This window comes from Nocardia jiangxiensis NBRC 101359 (assembly GCF_000308615.1).
Taxonomy (GTDB): domain Bacteria; phylum Actinomycetota; class Actinomycetes; order Mycobacteriales; family Mycobacteriaceae; genus Nocardia; species Nocardia jiangxiensis.
On the sequence record NZ_BAGB01000068.1, the window covers coordinates 209,779 to 230,651 of the forward strand.

The 20,873-nt window shown below is 63.8% G+C and carries 12 protein-coding genes; 6 read left to right on the forward strand and 6 right to left on the reverse strand.

Going from position 1 to position 20,873, the window contains the following annotated elements:
* Positions 1 to 11: 11 nt before the first annotated feature.
* The 3 genes from ON40_RS30335 to ON40_RS30345 all read right to left on the reverse strand — a co-directional run bounded on the left by ON40_RS30335 (position 12) and on the right by ON40_RS30345 (position 4,878).
* Complete coding sequence (locus tag ON40_RS30335) at positions 12 to 398, reverse strand: effector-associated constant component EACC1 (protein WP_040828294.1); 387 nt, start codon at positions 396 to 398, stop codon at positions 12 to 14.
* An 84-nt stretch (positions 399 to 482) separates the two neighbouring features.
* Complete coding sequence (locus ON40_RS30340) at positions 483 to 1,967, reverse strand: FGGY-family carbohydrate kinase (RefSeq protein WP_040828295.1); 1,485 nt, start codon at positions 1,965 to 1,967, stop codon at positions 483 to 485.
* A gap of 94 nt (positions 1,968 to 2,061) precedes the next feature.
* On the reverse strand, positions 2,062 to 4,878 hold the full coding sequence (locus ON40_RS30345; RefSeq protein ID WP_063713114.1) for a GmrSD restriction endonuclease domain-containing protein: 2,817 nt from the start codon (positions 4,876 to 4,878) through the stop codon (positions 2,062 to 2,064).
* A 491-nt stretch (positions 4,879 to 5,369) separates the two neighbouring features.
* Here ON40_RS30345 and ON40_RS55800 point away from each other — a divergent pair, with 491 nt between their 5' ends.
* From ON40_RS55800 to ON40_RS30355, 3 genes are read left to right on the forward strand one after another with little or no spacing between them, the layout of a single operon-like run.
* Complete coding sequence (locus tag ON40_RS55800) at positions 5,370 to 8,171, forward strand: DEAD/DEAH box helicase (RefSeq protein WP_306305401.1); 2,802 nt, start codon at positions 5,370 to 5,372, stop codon at positions 8,169 to 8,171.
* Positions 8,102 to 11,719 carry a helicase-related protein gene (locus ON40_RS55805; protein WP_306305402.1) on the forward strand — a complete coding sequence of 1,206 codons (3,618 nt, stop codon included), beginning with the start codon at positions 8,102 to 8,104 and terminating at the stop codon, positions 11,717 to 11,719. Before ON40_RS55800 ends, ON40_RS55805 begins: the two co-directional genes overlap by 70 nt.
* Positions 11,719 to 13,950 carry a 3'-5' exonuclease gene (locus ON40_RS30355; RefSeq protein WP_040828296.1) on the forward strand — a complete coding sequence of 744 codons (2,232 nt, stop codon included), beginning with the start codon at positions 11,719 to 11,721 and terminating at the stop codon, positions 13,948 to 13,950. The genes ON40_RS55805 and ON40_RS30355 overlap by 1 nt, the downstream gene beginning before the upstream one ends.
* On the opposite strand, the gene ON40_RS30360 is transcribed toward ON40_RS30355, so the two are convergent.
* Positions 13,947 to 14,519 carry a TetR/AcrR family transcriptional regulator gene (locus ON40_RS30360; protein ID WP_040828297.1) on the reverse strand — a complete coding sequence of 191 codons (573 nt, stop codon included), beginning with the start codon at positions 14,517 to 14,519 and terminating at the stop codon, positions 13,947 to 13,949. The two genes, ON40_RS30355 and ON40_RS30360, sit on opposite strands and share 4 nt — an antisense overlap.
* Before the next feature lie 162 nt (positions 14,520 to 14,681).
* On the opposite strand from ON40_RS30360, the gene ON40_RS30365 reads away from it, so the two are divergent.
* Both ON40_RS30365 and ON40_RS30370 read left to right on the forward strand, forming a co-directional pair.
* Positions 14,682 to 15,275 carry a hypothetical protein gene (locus tag ON40_RS30365; RefSeq protein ID WP_218008887.1) on the forward strand — a complete coding sequence of 198 codons (594 nt, stop codon included), beginning with the start codon at positions 14,682 to 14,684 and terminating at the stop codon, positions 15,273 to 15,275.
* A 232-nt stretch (positions 15,276 to 15,507) separates the two neighbouring features.
* A complete protein-coding gene (locus ON40_RS30370) occupies positions 15,508 to 17,622 on the forward strand; it encodes an oxidoreductase (protein ID WP_040828298.1) in 2,115 nt (704 codons plus the stop codon).
* Between the two features lie 207 nt (positions 17,623 to 17,829).
* Here ON40_RS30370 and ON40_RS30375 read toward each other — a convergent pair whose 3' ends face one another.
* Positions 17,830 to 18,753 carry an NmrA family NAD(P)-binding protein gene (locus ON40_RS30375; RefSeq protein WP_040828299.1) on the reverse strand — a complete coding sequence of 308 codons (924 nt, stop codon included), beginning with the start codon at positions 18,751 to 18,753 and terminating at the stop codon, positions 17,830 to 17,832.
* A 101-nt stretch (positions 18,754 to 18,854) separates the two neighbouring features.
* On the opposite strand from ON40_RS30375, the gene ON40_RS30380 reads away from it, so the two are divergent.
* Positions 18,855 to 19,427 (forward strand): TetR/AcrR family transcriptional regulator, encoded by a 573-nt coding sequence (locus ON40_RS30380; RefSeq protein WP_040828300.1) that lies wholly within the window; start codon positions 18,855 to 18,857, stop codon positions 19,425 to 19,427.
* Between the two features lie 243 nt (positions 19,428 to 19,670).
* Here the strand turns inward: ON40_RS30380 and ON40_RS30385 are convergent, their stop codons facing one another.
* Entirely contained in the window at positions 19,671 to 20,846 is a 1,176-nt protein-coding gene (locus tag ON40_RS30385) for a lipid-transfer protein (RefSeq protein ID WP_040828301.1), read from the reverse strand.
* Positions 20,847 to 20,873 lie beyond the last annotated feature (27 nt).

The following is a 20,873-nucleotide window of genomic DNA, read 5'->3' on the forward strand; positions in this document are numbered from 1 at the left end:
GATCGATGAATCTACTCTGCCGTGGTCTCTGACACTGCTGGAGCTTCCATTGCCACAGCAAGGTCGCGCACAACCTGCTGAAGCGCGGCGGCATCGCAGCCACGCAACTGCTTCGCTGACAACTCTGCCGACGACCCGTCCGGGCGGGAGAGCTTGCAGACGACGTCGGTCGATCGATTACGAACCCACGCAACAAGAGCAGTCGCCAGAACAGCACCGACTCCGCTGGGCCCCAGCGCGACTATCAACATGTCGGCTACACCCCCCAACGTCCCAGAGGCCGGTGGCCGGTCCGTCATGCTGACCCGACCGCGCAGTTCGAACTCCCGCCCCAGATCCCGGTAGAGCGAGTGCAATTCGTCTGTGCTCGTTCCGGCAAGCGTGACTGCGATGTCCATCTGATCGTTCCCCTCGTAGATCGGTGACTGCCGACGCGATGCAGCGAAACACCTTTCATCCCAGATTATTTCAAGATCCTACTGTCATGGTTCGAGCCTTGTCCCGGCACTTCGTTGTTGTCCGGCGAGGAAGCGGCCGACATCTTCGGTGGCGTCGTATAAGGCCCGATGCCGCCGGTAATACTGCGTATAGAGGCTCGCCGTTTCGGAGTCGGGCTCGATGACGGCCCGGACCGGGTTCCAACCAGATGTATCGGCCCCCAGCGCAGCCGCAGCCATCCGTGCATCGCCCAGGCAGGCGCCGATGGTCTCGGTCGGAATCTGCTGCGGCAGACCAACGATGTCGGTGATGATCTGCGTCCACACTCGCCCCGTGGTACCACCGCCTACCGCGATCAGGCGAGGCGCAGAGTCGCCGCACGCGTTCGACATCGCCTCGAGATTGTGGCGTACCCCGTATCCGACTCCCTCGAGTGCAGCCCGATACAGGTCGGCTCGCGAGTGAGCGGTGGTGAGACCGGCAATTGTTCCTCGGGCGTCCGGATCGAAGTTGGGCGTCCATTGGCCCGCGAAGTAAGGCATCACCAGAAGACCTCGACTGCCGGCCGGCACCGCCTCGGCCTCGGTTGTGAGGTCCTGGTACGAGGCACCGACGAGTTGCCGCAGCCAGTCCGTGACAGCGCCTGATGTCGCCATGCCCGCCGAAGCCAGAAACTGTTCGGGCGCACTCCCCATCGCCGCCCACAGGCCCTCGTACGGCCCTGCCGAATCCATGATTCGAGTCAGAAACGTCGTTGTCCCGTACATGATCATCGTGTCACCCGGCACCGAAAGGCCCACACTGATCGCCTCGGCCCAGCTATCGATCGTTCCGCACGTGACCGGCAGGCCGACTGGCAGCCCGGTCTCGGCCGCTGCTGTCGGGGTGACTCGCCCGACGATCTCGCCCGGCCAATGCAGTTCCGGGAGTCTCAGGTCCGGAGCAACAGCGTCACTCCAGTCTTGCGCCCAGTCCTGCTGGCTGAGGTCATAGAACGGATTGCATTTACTGCCGGAATGATGGTCGAGGACATAGCGGCCGGTCAGTCGGTACACCAGGTAGGAGCTGGCCATGAAGAGCATCCGGGCCTTTGCGAACACGTCCGGCTCATGGCGGGCCAACCATCGCAGCCGTGGCCCTAGAGCCTGGGCGTTCAACGCCGCGCCACCTCGGGCCACGATTGCGCCGGCGCCGAGTTCATCGGTCAGCTCGTCAACCTCTGCCGCACAACGCGTATCGATGCCATACAGGATCCCCGGACGCAACGGCTTGCCATAACGGTCGGCAGGAAGCAGGCAAGGGCCGATCCCGCTCACTCCGACCGCGTCGATCGGAACCTCGGTGTCGACAAGCCGACGAACCACCTCAACGAAATCCGACCACCACAGCGAGTCGGCATCCTGCTCGAACCAGCCCGGATGGGGCGTCGATACCCCGTGCGTTCGATCGGCCCTCCGCACGATCGCGCCATCCTCGTCGACCACCACGCCCTTGGAGCTGGAAGTCCCGATATCCACACCCAGAAACATGAACCGACCTAGTCCCTCCCCACGCGGAAACTACAGTCGCACAGACTAATCGATGCCGATTGAAACGAGAACGAGTGCATGTGGCGCACGACGTTCAGTCAGTGCCCAAGCACTCGGTCAGGCGATCGACATCCGCTTGCTCGACAGAGACAACCTGATACCCCTCGTCCCGCATCCTTTCGTCCCGATCGCTGTCCACGCCCTCGACCAGAACAACGCCCCGAGTCAGCCACGCCGCCTCCACCGGCCAATGCTGGGTTCCGAGCTCGACGCCGATCTCCGGCTTGCCGACCCCTCGCTGCGACAGTGTGCGCAGAAGTTCGAGAACGGGCGCGGATATCAAAGCCGGGTCCAGCCCCCACGGGCCGTCCGAAACCAGCACGTCACCGATCAGATCGAGCGCGGTGTCACGGAACCAGACCAAGGTCTCACGGAGCCGCTTGTGGTCGACTTCATCGACGATCGCGGTCAACGGGAAACTCGGACGCAGAGCAAGCTTACCTGCGGCGATGTCGACCCCTGCCAGGTCATTGATCCTGCACCGCAACTGATCTCGCACACCGATCTCGGTGAAGGGGTCACGGTCGGCGAGGTACTTGAACACGACCTCCGCCTTCCCTGCACCGCCGTTGCCGGGATAGATCGCCAACGGCCAGATCTGACCAGCCGCGGCACGGTCGAGCATGAGGAAACAACTGGTGGACTTGGCGCCATCGCCGTATTCCAGATGTCCGCCGAGCGATCCCCAGAAAGAGATCAAGCTCTCGACCGCGGCCACTGTTTCCTTCGAATTATTCTGTGCGAGTTGGGAAAAGAAGCGATCGCGACGGGTATTCAACGGCGGAGCAGCACCATCACCAGCAGTGTCGTCACCACTGGTCATGCCGAGCAGTTCAGCCAGGTCATGAGTCGACAGGCGCTGCGCGGCGGAGGCGACGCCGTTGTCACTGAAGTCGATGCCTTCCGCACACAACAGCTCGACGACATCACCTCGATCTTCTCCCTCCGGCCAGCGGAATCCGGAGGAGACCCGGCCACCGGAATCCAGCACCCGATACGCACCGGGGAACGGACGAGTCATTTGCTGACCTACAGCGATCGGGCTCGACCCGACCAACGCGGCGAGATCCCCATACGAAGTCCAGGTACCCTTCGGCACAGCCGCGACTGCCTGACGAAGCAACGTCCAATCACGCGCCTTCTCCGTGCGGTCGGCTCCGGCAATCGGGCCCGGCCACAGCGCAATAGCTCTATCGGCGAGTTCATTTGCCCGCGCCCTGATTTCGGCCGCACCCCAGCTCTCGGTCTTCGCAATCCGGCGGTTCATTTCCAGATGTGAGCCGGCGAGCAGATCCTGTTTGCGCTGGAAGGGATGGTTGGACAACCGCGAATTCTCAGCTGTCAGAGTCAGATTGCCCAAGGTGTGGACCAACCGTTCGTGCAGCTCCTCAGGAGAGCCATCCTCACCGGTGTCATCAGCCAACGTCTGAAGCCATTCCGATCCGGGCTGCTGAGGAAGCACATGCTCGATGGTGAGCTTGGCGGCTGCGAAATCAACCGGCTCCGGATGCTCGTAGCTCTCCTCGAGCCGCTGCAGGACAAGGCGACGCTGCTCCGGTTTGCCCTGCCAGTAGAACGGCTTCGCGGCAATCGCCTCCCGGAGTTCGGCATCCGTCGCCCAGTAGCGTCGAGGTGTCGACAAAACCTGACGCAAACCGTCGACGATCGACATATCGTCGGGAAGTTGCCCTGGCAACTCCTGGAAGCTCCTGTTCAAGCCCTGCGTCGGCCGATGACAGATCATTCGCCGGACCAGGAACGACTCGATATACGACAGCCCCCGAAGCAGTTCGGTCGTGTCGATCACGCCTGCGTCACGCCTGTCGAGCAGCAGCATCAGAACAGGATGTGTAGTTGCGGCCTGCCACTGATCGAGCCGCCGAAGATACCGGCGTACTTCAAGATTTGTCTCCTCCTCCGGTTTCACGATGCGCAGAAAATGGTTTGCACGGCGGTACAATTCGCAAACGTATGCCTCGATCTCCGCCTCGGATTCACGGTTCTGGAAGCGGCGCTGCTGCGCGACATACATGTCCTGACGGCGAACCCGCGCTTCGCCGTCGAGCACCAACATCAACCACATCAGATGTTCGATCTGTTCATTGGCCAGAATGCGCTGCAGTGGCAGCCAGTAGGTCTGGTAGACGTACTCGCCCCGCGTCGGCAGTCGCATGAACAAGTAGTTGCGCAACAAATCCGCCTGCGACAGCTTCAATCCGGTGTTGTTGAGCGACTCGAAGATTCGATGGACGTTGTCGTCCCTGTCAGCGACTACCTGGACCAGCGTGAGCCTCGTTGTGATCGCTTTCTCGATGTGTAGGACCGTGGGCACATCCGCCGAGTTGTCCAGCGCGAGCAACTCTTTACGGAAGTAGCTGTACGCCGCACTGACTCGGCCGCCGCCGCCGGAGTGCGTGTTCCGCACGTGCTCGCCATACGCACCACGATCGGCCTGTGTAGGCAAAAGTCGGAAGAACCCGTCTCCGTCCTGAAATTTGTTGACCAGGTACTGTTCCTCGATCCGCTCTCGCTGCCGCGGATCGGTGACGCCGATATGGTCCCGAACCGCTGCGAGCGCCAGGCTCAACGTCGTCAACCGCTGCTGGCCATCCACCACCAGCCAACGAGCGAAACTCGCATCATTGAGCGGTGACGGGGCCAGCACCACCGACCCACAGAAGTGCGTCGTGTCCTGGTCTCCCCGCACCAGTAACTCGGCCTGCTCGTAGACGTCGCCCCACAGTTGCGCGAGCTGCTTGTCCGTCCACGAGTATGTCCGCTGATACAGCGGAATCTGAAACTGCTTCTCCCCCTGCACAAGTGCCGCGAAAGTGGTTTCCGACGCCTTCATCCCAGCCCCTCATACTCATACGTCCGACCCGTCGCGAGGTTACCGGTACCGACGCCACCGCACAGCTCCAACTTCGAGATCGCGATCGCCCACTTGAACTCCGGTACGCGGGCCACCGTGAAGTACATCTCAGGTTGCCCGGCAGAGATCGAGCACGAACGCTGCTGGTGCGAGCAGCTCGGTACAGCACATCGCGATTGCGGGCGTCACGTCTGACGGTAAGCCCATCTCGATCTGCCCTGTGACGAAACCTGATGTGCGGGTGCGGATGGACAGCAAAGGATCCACCGACATCGAACGCCGACAGCCGCCGCAGTAACCAAATCCTGTTCGACACCGATGTGATGCCTGACCTGGAATGCACTCAGCCGAACGGCAGTCCGGAACGCCACCGAATACGATTGACCTTCATAGGTATTCGCAGCGCACATACCGGTTAATTCGGGTCACAGCAACCATGCACAGCGTAGGAACACCGAGGGGAGTCGATCATGGGGGCGTTACTGCCCACACTGCAGGCCGACAGGCTGCGGGAAGGTCTGACCGACTACCTCGCCACCACCTTCGCGTTGACCGATGCAGATACCAAGGGTGCGCTGGTCGACTTCATCGACCATCCCCGCGACGGCATGTTCAAGGGCCCCTACCTGCGGCTTCGGTTGCCGTTCGCACCGGCGCGCGGCAACTGGGGCATGCACCTGGACTGGTGGCCGGACAAGTTCGTGCCGTACGGGCACCAGGCGAAGGCGTTCGAGCAGCTGTCGACGAAGTTCCAGTCGCGGCCGAAGCCGACGCTGGTCACCACTGGCACCGGTTCGGGTAAGACCGAATCGTTTCTGATCCCCATCCTCGACCACGTGCTGCGCGCCAAGAAGGCCGGTGTTGCCGGGATGAAGGCGCTCATCATCTATCCGATGAACGCCCTGGCCAACGACCAGGAACAACGTCTAGCGCGGATGATCACCAGCAATCCGGCACTTGCGGGGGTGACTGCCGGTCTCTATACCGGCGAAAGTTCGACGAGCAGCCGCACGCTGGTCTCGGCAGACGGGCTGATCACCGATCGCCGGATCATGCACGATTCGCCGCCGGACATCCTGCTCACCAACTACAAGATGCTCGACCACATGCTGTTGCGTCCGGACCGGGCGCCGATGTGGCGGCAGTCGGCGCAATCGCTGCAGTATGTGGTGCTGGACGAGTTCCACACCTACGACGGCGCGCAGGGCACCGATGTGGCCATGCTGCTGCGGCGGCTGGGGTTGACGATCAAGTCGTATTGGACCGAAGACACGGCGGTCACGGACGAGGATCGGGCTCGGCCGCTCGGCCGGATCACCCCGGTCGCGACATCGGCCACGCTCGGGTCCGAGGCGGCGCCGACTGCAATGCTCGATTTCGCGCACACGGTGTTCGGCGAGGTCTTCACCGAGGACGCGGTGGTCGGAGAAACCCGGCTGAGCGAGGACGAATGGCTTGCGGATCGCAGCCCTACCCTGGATCACCTCTACCGCCCGATCCGCCACCCGGCGATCGACGAGGAAAACCTGCGCGACCTGGAGAATCAGGTCGCCGACGCGCCGAACAACGCCGCGACCACCGCATTGATTCTGGCCACCATGTTCGAACGGGTCGGGGCGGAAGGCGGTCTCGGCGGGCGTGCTGCCGACCTGCGAAAGCTCGACGACACAGAGCTGCTAAACCTGCTGAAGAATCACGACCTCTTCCGGAAGCTACTTCGCAAGTGCGTCGATGCCACTTCTCTCGCCGAGCTCGCCGACACCATCTTGGAGACCACGACCAGCAGCCGTGAGCAGCCGCGTGACGTTGCCCGTCGGCAGCGCTATCTGGACTACCTGTTCGCCGCGCTGTCTCATCTGCGAGCAGGTATCGGGCGCAGCGCGTTGAATATCGATGTGCACCTGTGGATTCGGGAATTGTCCCGGATCGACCGAAACCTCGCAGCCGCCACCGTATTCCATTGGGCAGACGACGGCGCTGTCGATACGCCCGGCACGACCTACCTGCCCGCCGTGTACTGCCGGCACTGCGGACGATCGGGCTGGGGTGCACGACTGGCGCCCACGGGTATGGCTCTGGACGTCACCGATGACGACATCCGTCGTCAGCACGCCGCAGGCGGCCAGCGTTTCCGCGCATTGATCTCCGCGCCCGTCGAAGCCCAGCTGGGTAAAGAGATCGATGGCTTGCGGTGGTTGCATGTCGACGAACGCGAAATCGCCGAGGAGACACCGGATCCCGAAGGCGCCGAAGTGCTGGAAGGACGTGTCCTTCCGATCTTGGTACTCACCGGGCCCGACGCCGAGGACAATTCGCAGAAGGATATGTGCCCAGCCTGCCGGACCGCGGACGGTATCCGATTCCTCGGCAGCGCGGTGGCCACCCAGCTCTCGGTGGCGTTGTCGAGCATGTTCGGCGATCCCGGGCTCGACTCCGCCGAGAAGAAGGCGCTGATGTTCACCGACAGCGTGCAGGATGCGGCACATCGCGCCGGGTTCGTGCAGGCACGCTCGCACACCCTCAGCCTGCGGTCGACTCTCCGAAATGCCCTCGGGACAACAACTCCCGACGCCGGACTGCTGCCTCTTACAGATCTGTGCGAGGCCGTGATCGACCTGGCCGAACCGAATGCCATGCGCCGGTATCACCTGCTGGCACCGGACATCGTCGAGCGCGACGAGTTCAAGGCGTTCTGGGACGATCAGTCCGTCTCGACCGCTCGCAACAAGGCCCTGCGTCTGGTGCGTAAGCGCCTCCAGTTCGATATCAACCTCGAATTCGGCTTGCAGTCGCGACTCGGCCGCACCCTCGAGCTCACCGGAAGCGTTGTCGCCGAAGTAGATCTGGGATCACCGGCACGGATCGTCGAGCTGGGCATGCGCGCGCTCGGCAACACCGAACACCAGTTGACCTTCGCCGAGCCGGATCCCGTGGCGGTAACCCGATGGGTGCGCGGGACCGTCGAACGGATGCGTGCCCAGGGCGCGATCGGGCATCCCTGGCTCGACAAATACATCGCGAAGGATGCGAACCGTCGGTGGGTGTGGGCGGGCGGCCCAAACACGAGGGGATGCCGGCCTTTCCGAAAGGTCGTCCGGCACCAGCGTTTCCGGCCATCGGGTCACGCACGATTCCCGAGGGTCTCGATGCGATCACTTCCCCGGCTGCCTGGTACGCACGCTGGGCCAGCAAGTGCCTGGGTGTGTCGGCCTTCGAGGGCGGTTTCGCGGCACGGGCGCTGTTCGCGGCGCTCGCCGAGCAGCGGATCCTGACCACGAGAACGACCGAGAAAGACCTCACCGTCTACCAACTGGGTTCTGCATCCGTCCTGGTGGCTGCAACCCGACTGGGAGATCTCGAGGCCGGATCGAATCTACTCACCTGTGATGTCTGCCAGACACAGATTCCGGGAACCGCCACTGTCACAGAACAACTCGACGGCGCATCCTGCCTGCTCGACCGATGCCCCGGCACCCTGCACCGCACGCCGCGGGCGTCGAACTTCTACCGCAGACTCTACGACGACTCGGAGATGAAACGCGTCGTCGCTCGCGAGCACACCTCACTGTTGCCTCCCGAGACTCGGCTCGAATACGAGACCAAGTTCAAACAGACAACCCCCGACCCGACCGCGCCCAACGTCCTCGTCGCGACACCGACGCTGGAGATGGGTATCGACATCGGCGATCTGTCGACGGTCATGCTCGGGTCGATGCCGCGTACGGTGTCCTCCTATCTGCAGCGAGTCGGCCGCGCCGGACGTCTCACCGGCAACTCGCTGGTACTCGCGTTCGTTCGCGGGCGCGGTGAGCACCTCCCGAAGCTCTACGAGCCGGTCTCCGTGATCCAGGGGGATGTGCGCCCACCGGCCACCTTCCTGACCGCCGAGGAAATCCTGCAACGGCAGTACGTCGCGCACATCGTCGACCGGCTAGCGCGAGAGCCGGGTGCGATGGACCCCATCGAGGCCCGAGCAGTGCTGGGCACATTCGACCAAGGCAGTTGGATGGCAACGCTTCTCGCCGCCGCGGATGCGGACTCGAAGAAGCTGCTGGATGCCTTCCTCTCCCAATTCGACGGACTGCTCGACGCACGCACACAGGACACCTTGCGTGCCTGGGCCACCGGGGCCGCAGACGGGACACCCAGTGGGTTGGTCGCACACTTGCGTGAAGTGGTGCACCGCTGGAACCGTGACGTCCATGAATTGACGGACAGACGCACAGCCGTCGATGCCGCCATCCCCGAGTTCGAGAAGCGCGCCAACTCCCCCGCCGCCACCGATGAGGACAAGCGTGAACTACGCACGGCCAAAGGTACTTTGCGGGTGCTGGGCAAGCACGTCAAGGAGCTCACCACCGAGCATTGGGTGGGCGTCCTCGAACGGTACGGGGTACTGCCCAACTACACGTTGCTCGACGATTCGGTAACCCTGGATGTCGGCATCACGTGGATCGATCCCGATACCAACCAATACGCCGGCGGTACCGCCAGCTACCAGCGCGGTTCACGAGTCGCACTCACCGAGTTGGCCCCGGGCGCAACGTTTTACGCGCAAGGGCTGGCAGTGCAGATCGATGCCGTCGACCTCGGTCCGGGCGAGGCGAACATCCATACCTGGCGGATGTGCCCGCAATGCGGATGGGTCCGTATTTCCCATTCCGCGGACGACAGCCCGCCACCCGCGCAATGCCCACGTTGTCACACCGCCGCCATCTCCGATGTGAACCAGCAGCTCCAGGTCGTGGAGATGTCGCGCGTCTCTGCAGAGGTCCGCCGTGACGAAGCATCCATCACCGACTCCCGAGACGACCGCAAACGCGAGTCGTTCAACGTCATTACGGCCGCCGATATCAACCCCGACGATGTGGCGCAGCGGTGGTTCGTCACCGACCGTGACTTCGGTGCGGAATACCTGCAGCGTATAGACATTCGGTGGCTCAATATGGGCCGGCGCACCTCCCAGGGGGGCAAGCGCGAGATCGCCGGGCAGGAAACAACCAGTGGACTCTTCCGGGTCTGCTCGGGCTGCGGCCAGCTCGACCGCATCGCCGGGCACAACCGCAGCCACGAACACCGCAGCTGGTGCAAGTTCCGCAATGCGACCGACGAGAAACACGTGCGTGAGATCGCGCTCGCTCGAACCCTGAACACCCAGGCGGTCCTGCTGCACGTTCCCGGCTGGCTCAAATACGATTCGTTCACCTATCCGAGCCTCAAGGCCGCGATCCTGCTCGGCCTGCGGGAGGTGATCGGTGGGTCGCCGGAACATCTCGATGTCGCGATCATTCCCGACTCGCTACACGCGCCGAGTCAGCAGGCGCTGCTGATCCATGACACCGTTCCAGGCGGCACCGGATATCTCGCCGAATTCGCCGATGCCACGAAGGTCTGGGCCGTGCTAGCGGCAGCGCGGCGGGTCGTCCGGGACTGTGAATGCGCCGAACAGCAGCGACTTGCCTGTCATAAATGCCTGCTGCCGTTCGCCACACCGTATGAACTCGACCATGTGTCGCGTAAGAGCGCCGCACGGGTTCTCGACGAACTGCTGGGAGTGGAGAAGGAAGCCGAACCTGTCTGGAGTGATTGGGAGAACGTCCTCACCACCGAACAACCGCGGCGCAGGGTCGGAAGCGAGGAGTCGGCGCTCGAAGGCAGGTTCTATGCCGCCTTCATCAAGCGTATGAAGAATATGGGCGCGACGATCAAGGAGACTCCTGGGACCTATGCGCCTTCGGCGACAATTACATTGCCCGGCAAGGTAATTCGAACCTGGACACTGACACCTCAGATGCCTATGGAGAACAGCCGGCCCGATTTCGAGCTGAGCACCTTCGACACGAACGTTCCTGCCATCGCGATCTTCGCCGACGGACGCCGGTATCACGCGATGTCCGGCAAGAACAGGGTTGCCGATGATGCGAGTAAGCGCGAAAACCTCCGAATCAGCAACAAGATCGTGTGGGCCTTCGGCCACGAGGACCTGGTGCGCTTCGAAGCAGGCAAGACGCCGGTTCCGTCGTGGCACAGGGAGCAGTTGGCCAAGGTCGCCATGCAAAATGGCAGTCTCCGCCCAGCGCTGTTCAAATTGATCACTGCGGACCCGATCACACAGCTCGTGGAGTTCATGCAGGATCCAGACCGTGATGCATGGGAGGCCGTCGGTCATTGGCTCCCGATGATGTTCATGGGGGCCGACCGGGTCAAGGGCGACCTGACCGCCGTCGCTCCGTGGGCGCTGGATCTACTGGACGGACGTGCACCGTCCATTCCGGCAGGAAACTACGCATGCTGGTCTTATTCCGTTGGCCCCCTTGCGATTACCGCCGCACTGCGGGCGGACACGAAAACGATCCACGCCGTACTCGCCCTCGACGATCGCGACGAGAAGCTGGAAGCTCTCGACGGCCAGGGGTGGAAGGAATGGCTGCGCCTGTCGAATTGGTTCGGGCTGTGCGACAACCACATCATCACCACACGTAGCCTGCTCGCTGCCAACACCGAAGCTCCCAAGGAAACACCGACCACCAGCGCTGCCGAGCTGAATCACGACTACCAACAGGCATACGGCGACGCATTCTCCACCGCCGAGAGGGAGCTCGTGCTCGCGCTCGCATCCGCGCAGGCGCCGGTCCCGGTGGTCGGCGGCGAGAGCGACGACGGCCATGCACTGGACCTGGCCTGGCCGCAGGCACAGGTCGTCGTGCTGTTCGACACCGAGTCCGAAACCGCGCAGGTGATGACGGAACGCGGTTGGACCATCTGCCCGCCGGATGCCGGGCGAATCGTGGAAGCTTTGACGACGAACGGGGTGATGTGATGGCGAATATCGTCATAGCGACCAACACCAAGGCGATGGGCAAGCTCGACGGCTCCGTCAAACGCAAGGTGTACGACTTCCTCGAGAAGCTCCAAACCGACGACACCGCACCGAGTTTGCATATCGAGCCCATCAAAGGCGCAGCCGACGCACGAGTTCGGACCGGCCGGGTCGATCTGAACTATCGGGCGATTCTGTTCCGCCTCGACCCCGAAGGCGGCGACACCACCTACGTCTATATGGGGACGTGGAAGCACGATGAGGCGAACGATCTCGCCGAGCAGTCGACGCTGCGGGTCAACAAGATCAACGGCACGGTCGAGGGAATCATCGGTGAAATCAACAGCGGGGAAGACCGTAAGAAGGTCTCGGCCATCCCCAACGCGACAGCCGAAGTCCGCGCCACCGTCGATCGGGACAAGCCGCCGTATCTGGTCGGTGCCGGATTCACCATGAGCGATCTCGTCGACCGTCTGGGTCTGGATCCCGTGCTGGCCGAACGGGCCATGGCCGCAGCCGACGACTACGCGATCAATGAGATCGCCGCCGATATCGATGGGTGGCAGGGCGACGCCCTGCTGGACCTCGCCTGCGGTACCGCCATCGATGACATTCGCGAAAAGTACTCGTTCACAGACGGTGCCGTGGACGAGAGTTTGGACGAGGACAGTCAGATCCTTGCCGCACTCGAGCATCCTGCGTCGAGGATGCAGTTCACCTACATCGATGACACGGAGGAACTTCGCCGCGTCATCGAGGGCGGCGATTTCGCGGCATGGCGAACCTTTCTGCATCCCGAACAGCGCACCTATGTCGAGAAGGACTTCAACGGCGCGTTCCGGTTGTCCGGCGGCGCCGGCACCGGAAAGACCGTCGTAGCGATCCATCGCGCGCGCAGGCTGTGGAAGAGCAACCCGCAGGCGAGAATTATCCTGACCACTTTCAACAAGACTCTCGCCAAGGGGCTCGAAGCAGACCTGAAAGTCCTCGATCCCGACGTGATCATCGCCAAACGTCCCGGTGATCCGGGCATCTACGTGGCGGGCATAGACAAGCTCGCCAGCGATATCGCAAACCGGGCAAGCGATCTGACGGCCGCTACTACCGCAGTTTTCGGAGCGCCCGTCGATGTGACCCCGAAACGCACCACCCCGGACCGAGTGTGGCGGGAGATTGCTCAGCCCGGCGGCAGCGGTCTCGACCAGCGGCTGTCCACTCCGGCCTTCCTCGAAAACGAGTACGTGTCAGTTGTTTTGGCCAACAAGGTGACGACACTGGAACAGTACGTCCGAGTTGCGCGCGCCGGGCGAGGGGTACGCCTGAGCCGGGCGCAACGAATTGCGGTCTGGAAGCTGGTGGAAGCGTTCCGGCGGCACAGTCGCACCGACAGCAGCCTCAGCTTCCCGGAAATCCTCGCAGTGGCTGCCGAACACCTGACACTCGGACAGCAAGCCGGGAAACCCTTCGTTGCGGATCACGTGCTCGTAGATGAAGCCCAGGATCTACATGCGACCCACTGGGCGCTACTGCACGCTTTGGTACCCGAAGGCAGTAACGACCTTTTCATCGCCGAAGATTCGCATCAGCGGATCTATGGACAGCCGGTTGTGTTGGGACGCATGGGGATAAAGATCGTCGGCCGCTCCCGTCGACTGACACTGAACTACCGGACGACCGCACAGAACCTCAACTTCGCCGTAGGGGTTCTCTCGGGGGCCGACTATCACGATCTGGAGGAAGGCGAAGAGTCGACCCTGGGGTACCGCTCGGCGCGACTGGGGCCGAATCCTGATCGCCATCAGTGCAATTCTCTGGCAGACGAGTTGGATTACGTCGCCGAGACCGTGCGCAAGTGGCTTGCCGAAGGAGCGGAACCTGAGACCATCGCAGTGTTGACCCGCGGCCAGAACGACCGCACCCAATTCGTACGAGCGCTCGGTGAGCGCGGAATCGATGCGCGCGCACTCGATGACAACCCTGCGACCACCGGGCACGTCCAAGTGTTGACCATGCATCGGTCGAAAGGCATGGAGTTCTCGCGAGTCGTTCTCGCCGGGGTCGACGAGGCTCACGTTCCCTCGCAGGCAGCCATGCGAACAGTGCCGGAAGAGGAAAAGGCCGAAGCCGAACTGTGCGAGAGGTCCCTGCTGTACGTAGCAGCCAGCCGGGCCCGTGACGAGCTCGTTGTGACCTGGAGCGGAAAACCGTCGACGTTGCTGGGGAACGGCTAGCCGTCCGCACCCTGACGGCTGCGGTACCCCAGCAACCCCTCGACCCCGCGCAAGAACGTCTCGCAGATGGGTTTCGGGTCCGTCAGGCACCCCGCCGCCATGGCCCCATCCCGAAGCATGACGAAGTGGCGGGCGGCGGGGTCGGCATCGGGTTTGCCTGTAGCGGTGAAGAGTTCGGTCATTGTGGTCAGGAACCATTGGCGGTGGTCCAGGACGGCCTGGTGGACGGGGTGGGTGGGGTCGGGGAATTCGGCGGCGGCGTTGAGGAATGCGCAGCCTCGGAAGCCTTCTCGTTGGATGTCGTCGGCGATGGATCGGGTGACGACGCGGATGATGTCGTCGGGGGGCGAGGTCGGGGTGCGGGCGGCGTCGACCTGGCCGCGGACTGCCTCGTCGGCTTGTTTCAGGTAAGCGACCAGGAGGTCGTTCTTTCCCGGGAAGTGGCGGTAGAGCGTGGCGCGGGTCACCTTCGCCTCGCTGATGACGCGTTCGACGCCCACGGCGTGCAGGCCCTCGGCGTAGAAGAGGCCGGTCGCCGTGTCGAGCAGTCGAGACCGTGCTTCCGACATTCGTTCCCATCCGTTCCCTCGAAGTGTCGGCTCCAGACTAACAGAAAGAACGATCGGTCTTGACACTGCGAGACGCGTACCGCAGACTCAGCTGTACCGATCGTTCTTTCTCTCTATCGGGACGTCGGGATCATCCACGCTCCACCACTCGAGAGGGATCTGATGTCCAGTCCATTCGCCACCGACGCCCGCGACACCTCCACCGCCACCGTGGCCGATGCCACCAAGGACACCAAGGCGCTGCGCAACCTGTATTACATCCGGTTCGGATTCGCCATCGTATGGGCGATTCTCATGGTGACGGTCGCCAAGTCGATCAGCCCGGGAACCGTTGCACTGCTTGTGATCTACCCCCTGTTCGACGTCGCCGCGGCCGTGGTCGACTACCGCTCCTCCGGCACCACCCGGGCCAAGGCGCCGCTCTACATCAACATGGCCCTGAGCCTGCTCGCCACCATCGGGTTGTGCTTCGCGGTCTCCTCCGGAATCCCGAATGTGCTTCGGGTGTGGGGCATTTGGGCGATCACCGCCGGCATCGTCCAGCTGATCGTCGCGATCCTGCGCTACCGGCTCGGCGGTCAGTGGGCGATGATCCTCAGCGGCGGCATCTCCGTGCTCGCCGGCGCCAATTTCTTCGCATCGGCCGGAGGCCCGAAGGCCGCACTCACCACGGTGGCCGGTTACGCGGTCCTGGGCGGGGTCTTCTTCCTGATCTCCGCGATTCGACTGCATCGCGGCGCGGCGAAGTTGAAGTGAGATGACCTTCGCAGCCTGATGCGCTGCTCGGCTTCGCCAGCAACGGGTTCGACGGGTTGCGAAGATTCAGCACATCCGCCTCATCTGCTCGCCCGGCGGCTTTTCAACCAGCCACTGCGGGCGGGCAGATGCATTTGCCGAGCTCATCACCGTGTCGTGTGGACCTCGCGGCGAAGTCTCGGTGATCGGGAATCGCGCGATCGCATCCGACCGGCAGACTTAGCGTTGATTTGTGACCCGTAAAGCGACTTTTCCGCATCTTCTCGCCCCCGGGACCATCGGGCCCGTCACCGTGCCGAATCGAGTTGTGCTGCCCGCGATGGATATGAATCTGTGCGAGGACGGGGCGATCGAGCAGGGCGATATCGAACACTTCGTGGCTCGGGCGGCCGGTGGGACGGGGTTGATCATCACGGGGTGCTGCGCTGTTGCGTATCCGATCGGGTGTGCGAGCACCAGGGAACCCGGGCTGTCGGAGGATCGGTTCATCCCCGGACTTCGGGCGCTTGCCGATGCCGTGCATGACGCGGGGAGCAAGTTGTGCGTGCAGATGACGCATCACGGGAAGATCGCCCGGATCGACACCGTCGCCGGACGACCGCTGTTGGTGCCGTCGATACCGACCGGGTCCGCTGATCTTTCCGCGTTGGGGGACAACACTTCTGGCGAGTTGCAGAAGATGTCGGCGGTGACCGGCGGTAAGCAGGCCACCTATCGCGAGGCCACTCAGGACGATATCGATTGGGTGGTGCGGTGTTTCGCGGAGGCGGCCGGGCGGGTGCGGGCCGCCGGTGCCGATGCGGTCGAGATTCACTGCGCGCACGGCTACATACTCGGCGGATTCCTGAGCCGGGCGGACAACAAGCGCACCGACGGATACGGTGGGGCGCTGGCGAATCGGGCACGGTTGGCGGTCGAGGTGATCCGGGCGGTCAAGGCGGAAGTCGGTGATTCGCTGGCGATTCTGGTTCGCATCGCCGGACGTGAATTCGGCGAGGACGATGCGTTGACCACCGAGGAAGCCGCACAGGCATCCGCACTGTTCGAGGCGGCCGGCGCCGACGCGATCCACGTCACCGGCTGGGGTCGAAATCCGTTCTCCAACTTCACCGATGGTCCACTGCCCGACCGCGTCGGCGCGTACACGGAGTTGGCGGCCGAGGTGAAGAAGGCAGTGTCCATTCCGGTGATCACGGTCGGCCGGGTACTGCCGGAAGTCGGCGAAAAGGCGATCGCCGAGGGGCGAGCCGATTTCGCCGCGATGGGACGGCAACTGCTCGCCGATCCCGAGCTGGTGAACAAGCTAGCGGCCGGGACCCCGGAGGACATCCGGCCCTGCATCAATTGCTATGTGTGCGTCCAGGAGAACTTCTGGGACGACACCCCGATCTGCGCGGTGAATCCCGCACTGGGCAATGAGAAACTGCTGCCGCTGTCGCCTGTCTCGACCCCGAAACATGTCGTGATCGTCGGAGCCGGCCCCGGCGGCTTGGAGGTGGCCCGCCGCGCCGCCGAGCGCGGGCATCGAATCACACTGCTGGACAAGACAGATCGACTCGGCGGCACGCTCTGGTTCTCCAGCCTCACCACGCCGGACAATCAGCGACTGTTGAACTGGCTGAAGGTCCAGGTCGAGCAGCTCGACATCGAAATCCGCTTGAACACCGAGGCCACCGCGGCCTCGATCGCGGCCCTGAAGCCGGATGTGGTGGTGGTAGCCACCGGCGCGGTGCGCGGACGCCCGGACGTTCCCGGCAGCGATCTACCGCACGTTCATACCGGAGATACCCTGCGCGCCTTGATGACCGGATCCGGCGATGTCTCCGAAGTGCCACCGCTACTCCGTACGATCGCGAAACTGGGCAAGCTGTCCGGTATCACCAGAAGCCCTGCCGCCATTCGCACCGTGACCCGGAAGTTCCTGCCGATGGGCAAGAACGTCGTCGTGATCGGCGGTTCGCTTGTGGGACTCGAACTCTCGGAATTCCTCGCCGAACGTGGCCGCAACGTCACATTACTCGAGGAGGGGCAGCAACTCGGCGTACCCATGGCCATGCCCCGCCGCTGGACAGCGGTCCGTCATGCGGGCGAACACGGCGTGACGATCCACCGGCATGCGACGGTGCAGCGAATCACCGAGCAGCACGTCCAATTTCGCGTTGCCGACAAGACCATGACCGCCCAGGCGGACATGGTCGTCGTCGCCTCGAAGGTCTCCGCCCAGGCCCCACTCGCCGAAACCCTCGCGGGTGCGGTTCCCGAGGTACACGTCGTCGGAGACGCCGCCGAAGTCGACTACATTCAGGGGGCAATTCACTCCGCGTGGAAAGTCGCCGCCAAGTTGTGAACATTGCCTCCCGGCCGAGCCACGATGCGAGCCGCGGATCACTGGCGTGCGGGGCGTCGGGACGGTCTCGGCGCAGTTCGCGGGTCGCGGCCGGGACAGCTGACAACCGAAAGTCGTTCGGGGACAGACATTGTCGACTGCCAACGTAATCCCGCCCGCTCATCCGGATGCGCATGCCCGACACGTCCCGCCCACCTCGACCAGCCCTCAGGCGACGGGCCGAAGGTATCGCCGGGCCCATTCCTCGAAGCTGGTGACGACGATACCGAGATCCTTGGCGTACTCCGGACGGGCGGGCTGAGGGACCACGTTCAGCAGATCCAGACCAGCACCCATGGCAGGCATTCCGGCGGCCAGGGCTTGTTCCTCCGTCATGTTCGCTGCGGACAGCGGCGTGTTCAGCACGCGGGAGAGAACTTCGGCGATTTCGGTCATCGTCAAAAGGTCACTGGCCAATTCGAGTTCGACGCCGTCGAACCGCTCGGGGGCGGTGAGGGCCGCAGCGGCGGCGCGGCCGATATCGTCCACCGCGACCAGCGATAGTCGAGTCTCAGGGTTGATGACGCTCACCAGTCCGCCTTCGATACCACGCGGGAACAGGTACGCGACGGAGGGCAGGAAGTTCTCCATGAATGTCGCGGGCTTGAGCAGCGTCCAGTGCGGGAAGCCCGCCGCACGAACCCGGTCCTGGAGCGCTGCCTTCGCTGCCAGACTGGCCTCGGCCATCGGCCAGCGCCCCTTGATCCAGCGCGGGTCTTCGGTGCGCTGGCCCGCACCGGATACGGAGGTGTGCACGAACTGCGGCACCCCCGCGGCCCGCGCACCCTCGATGAGATTCACCCCCTGGGCTATCTCACTGTCGAAATCTGGCCCTGCCGTGGTGAATTCGGGCATCTGCACGGAGAATACGGCCCGCGCCCCCTCAGCTGCCCGGATGATCGAATCGCGATCGCGCAGATCGCCGGTGACCAGTTCGGCGCCGAGCGCCGCGACGGCCTCGGCTCGCGCGGTGTGCGGATCGCGGACCAGAGCCCGAACTCGAACGCCCGCGTCGAGCAGGGCGCGCGCAGTCGCACCACCTTGCTGACCTGTGGCACCGGAGACCAGAACTGGTGCGGAAACTGTGGACATGATGCCCCTCACGTGCGGATTCACTAAACGGCGAGGCCCGCCGTTTACCTTCCTCTAAGATATGGCGGGGTCCGCCGTTTAGCAACCCAGGAGGTGACGTCGTGCCCGAACACCAGCGCGCCGACGCCCGTCGTAACTACGCACGCGTCCTCGCGGTAGCGGAAGAGGAGATCGCCGCCCACGGCGCCGGTGCGTCCCTGGAGCAGATCGCCCGCATCGCGGGAGTGGGTTCGGGGACCGTGCGCCGCCACTTCCCCACCCGCCGCGCACTGCTGGAAGCGGTCTCCCACAAGCGAATCGAAGCGCTGTGCGCCCGCGCCGAGGAGATGATCGATTCCGCGGACAGCCGCAGCGCATTGCTGGACTGGCTGGGCGACGTCCTCACCTATTGCATCAGCGCACGAGGACTCGCGGCCGTACTGGCCCACGACAGCGCCGGAACCGACCCGGTACACGACAACGCCTGCTCGAAAGCCTTGAAGGAGGCCGGAAACCCGTTGCTGCACCGCGCAATTCAGCAAGACACCGTAGCAACCACCGCAACCGTCGAGGAACTGATCATGCTGATCGTCGGCATCGCCCTCACCACGGAGAGCTTCCCCGATCCCGCCCCCCAGGCCAACCGACTGTTCGAGCTGACCATCGCCGGTCTACCCACAGGACGACCGACGTAGCCCGGACCGCACGAACCGGTTGCACGACCGCTCCGAGAAGGCGACGGGCGCAGCGAATCTACAAGCAGTACAATGCAATTCGTATCACCAAAAATCTCTGCTACCCACTGACGCAAATTCCGCGTAGAAAGTTGCAGCGGAGCGTGAACCCATTCCATGTGCTTCGGCCGACATGGACGGACTGTTCACGCCGAGGGCCCGCACCCCGGGGCATGCGCGGCCCTCGGGGTACGGGGTTCGGGGTCAGCCCGCGGTGAGGACCAAACCCGATGTGGGGACGCCGGTTCCGGCGGTGACGACGATGTTCTGGACGTTGTCGACGGGGTTGACCGAGGTGCCGCGGATTTGGCGGACGGCTTCGGCTATGCCGTTCATGCCGTGGATGTACGCCTCGCCCAGTTGGCCGCCGTGGGTGTTCAGCGGGAGGCGGCCGCCCACCTCGATGGCGCCGTCGGCGATGAAGTCCTTGGCTTCGCCGCGGGCGCAGAAGCCGAGTTCCTCGAGTTGCATGAGGACGAACGGGGTGAAGTGGTCGTAGAGGATCGCCGCTTGCATATCCTCTGGGCGCAAACCACTCTGGGCCCACAGCTGGTCGCCGACCAGGCCCATTTCCGGCAGGCCGGTGAGCGCGTCACGGTAGTAGCTGGTCATGACGTACTGATCCGCGCCGGAACCCTGTGCGGCACCGGCGATCACGGCCGACTTCTGCGGAAGGTCGCGCGCCCGTTCGGCACTCGTGACCACGATGGCCACGCCGCCGTCGGTCTCCTGGCAGCAGTCCAGCAGGTGCAGCGGCTCGGCGATCCAGCGCGAATTCTGGTGGTCCTCCAGAGTGATCGGCTTGCCGTAGAAGTGGGCCGCCGGGTTCACTGCCGCGTGTTTGCGATCGGCCACCGCCACCGTGCCGAAATCCGCACTGGTAGCGCCGTATACGTGCATGTAGCGTCGGGCGACCATGGCCACCTGCGCGGCGGGGGTGCCCAGGCCCTGCGGATATCCCCACGCCGCATCCACGCCCGAGGAGGTCGGCGCGGCAGCCAGGTGAGTGGCGAACTGGCCGAACCGATGTCCGGACCGTTCGTTGAAAGCGCGGTATGCCACAACGACATCCGCGATTCCGGTGGCCACCGCCATGGCGGCCTGCTGCACGGTCGCCGCCGCCGCACCGCCGCCGAACGGGATGTTGCTGAAGAACTTCAGATTCAGCACGCCGACCGCACGGGCCACCGCGGCCTGGGTGTTGGTGTCCATCGTGAACGTGGTGAGGCCGTCCACATCCGCGGGCGTCAGCCCGGCATCGGCCAGCGCCGCGGTGACCGCCTCCGCGGCCAGACGCAATTCGCTGCGGCCAGAATCCTTCGAGAAGTCGGTGGACCCGATGCCGACGATGGCGGCCTTGCCGCTGATACCGGTACTCATGCTGTTTCCACTGCGCATGAGCGAGGG

Bases quoted from the DNA above. Each gene is read 5' to 3' on its own strand.
- ON40_RS30365 (WP_218008887.1), top strand. From the start codon at position 14,682: ATGTCCAGTCCATTCGCCACCGACGCCCGCGACACCTCCACCGCCACC.
- ON40_RS30375 (WP_040828299.1), bottom strand. From the start codon at position 18,753: ATGTCCACAGTTTCCGCACCAGTTCTGGTCTCCGGTGCCACAGGTCAG.
- ON40_RS30360 (WP_040828297.1), bottom strand. From the start codon at position 14,519: ATGTCGGAAGCACGGTCTCGACTGCTCGACACGGCGACCGGCCTCTTC.
- ON40_RS55800 (WP_306305401.1), top strand. From the start codon at position 5,370: ATGGGGGCGTTACTGCCCACACTGCAGGCCGACAGGCTGCGGGAAGGT.
- ON40_RS30335 (WP_040828294.1), bottom strand. From the start codon at position 398: ATGGACATCGCAGTCACGCTTGCCGGAACGAGCACAGACGAATTGCAC.
- ON40_RS30385 (WP_040828301.1), bottom strand. From the start codon at position 20,846: ATGAGTACCGGTATCAGCGGCAAGGCCGCCATCGTCGGCATCGGGTCC.
- ON40_RS30340 (WP_040828295.1), bottom strand. From the start codon at position 1,967: ATGTTTCTGGGTGTGGATATCGGGACTTCCAGCTCCAAGGGCGTGGTG.
- ON40_RS30355 (WP_040828296.1), top strand. From the start codon at position 11,719: ATGGCGAATATCGTCATAGCGACCAACACCAAGGCGATGGGCAAGCTC.
- ON40_RS30345 (WP_063713114.1), bottom strand. From the start codon at position 4,878: ATGAAGGCGTCGGAAACCACTTTCGCGGCACTTGTGCAGGGGGAGAAG.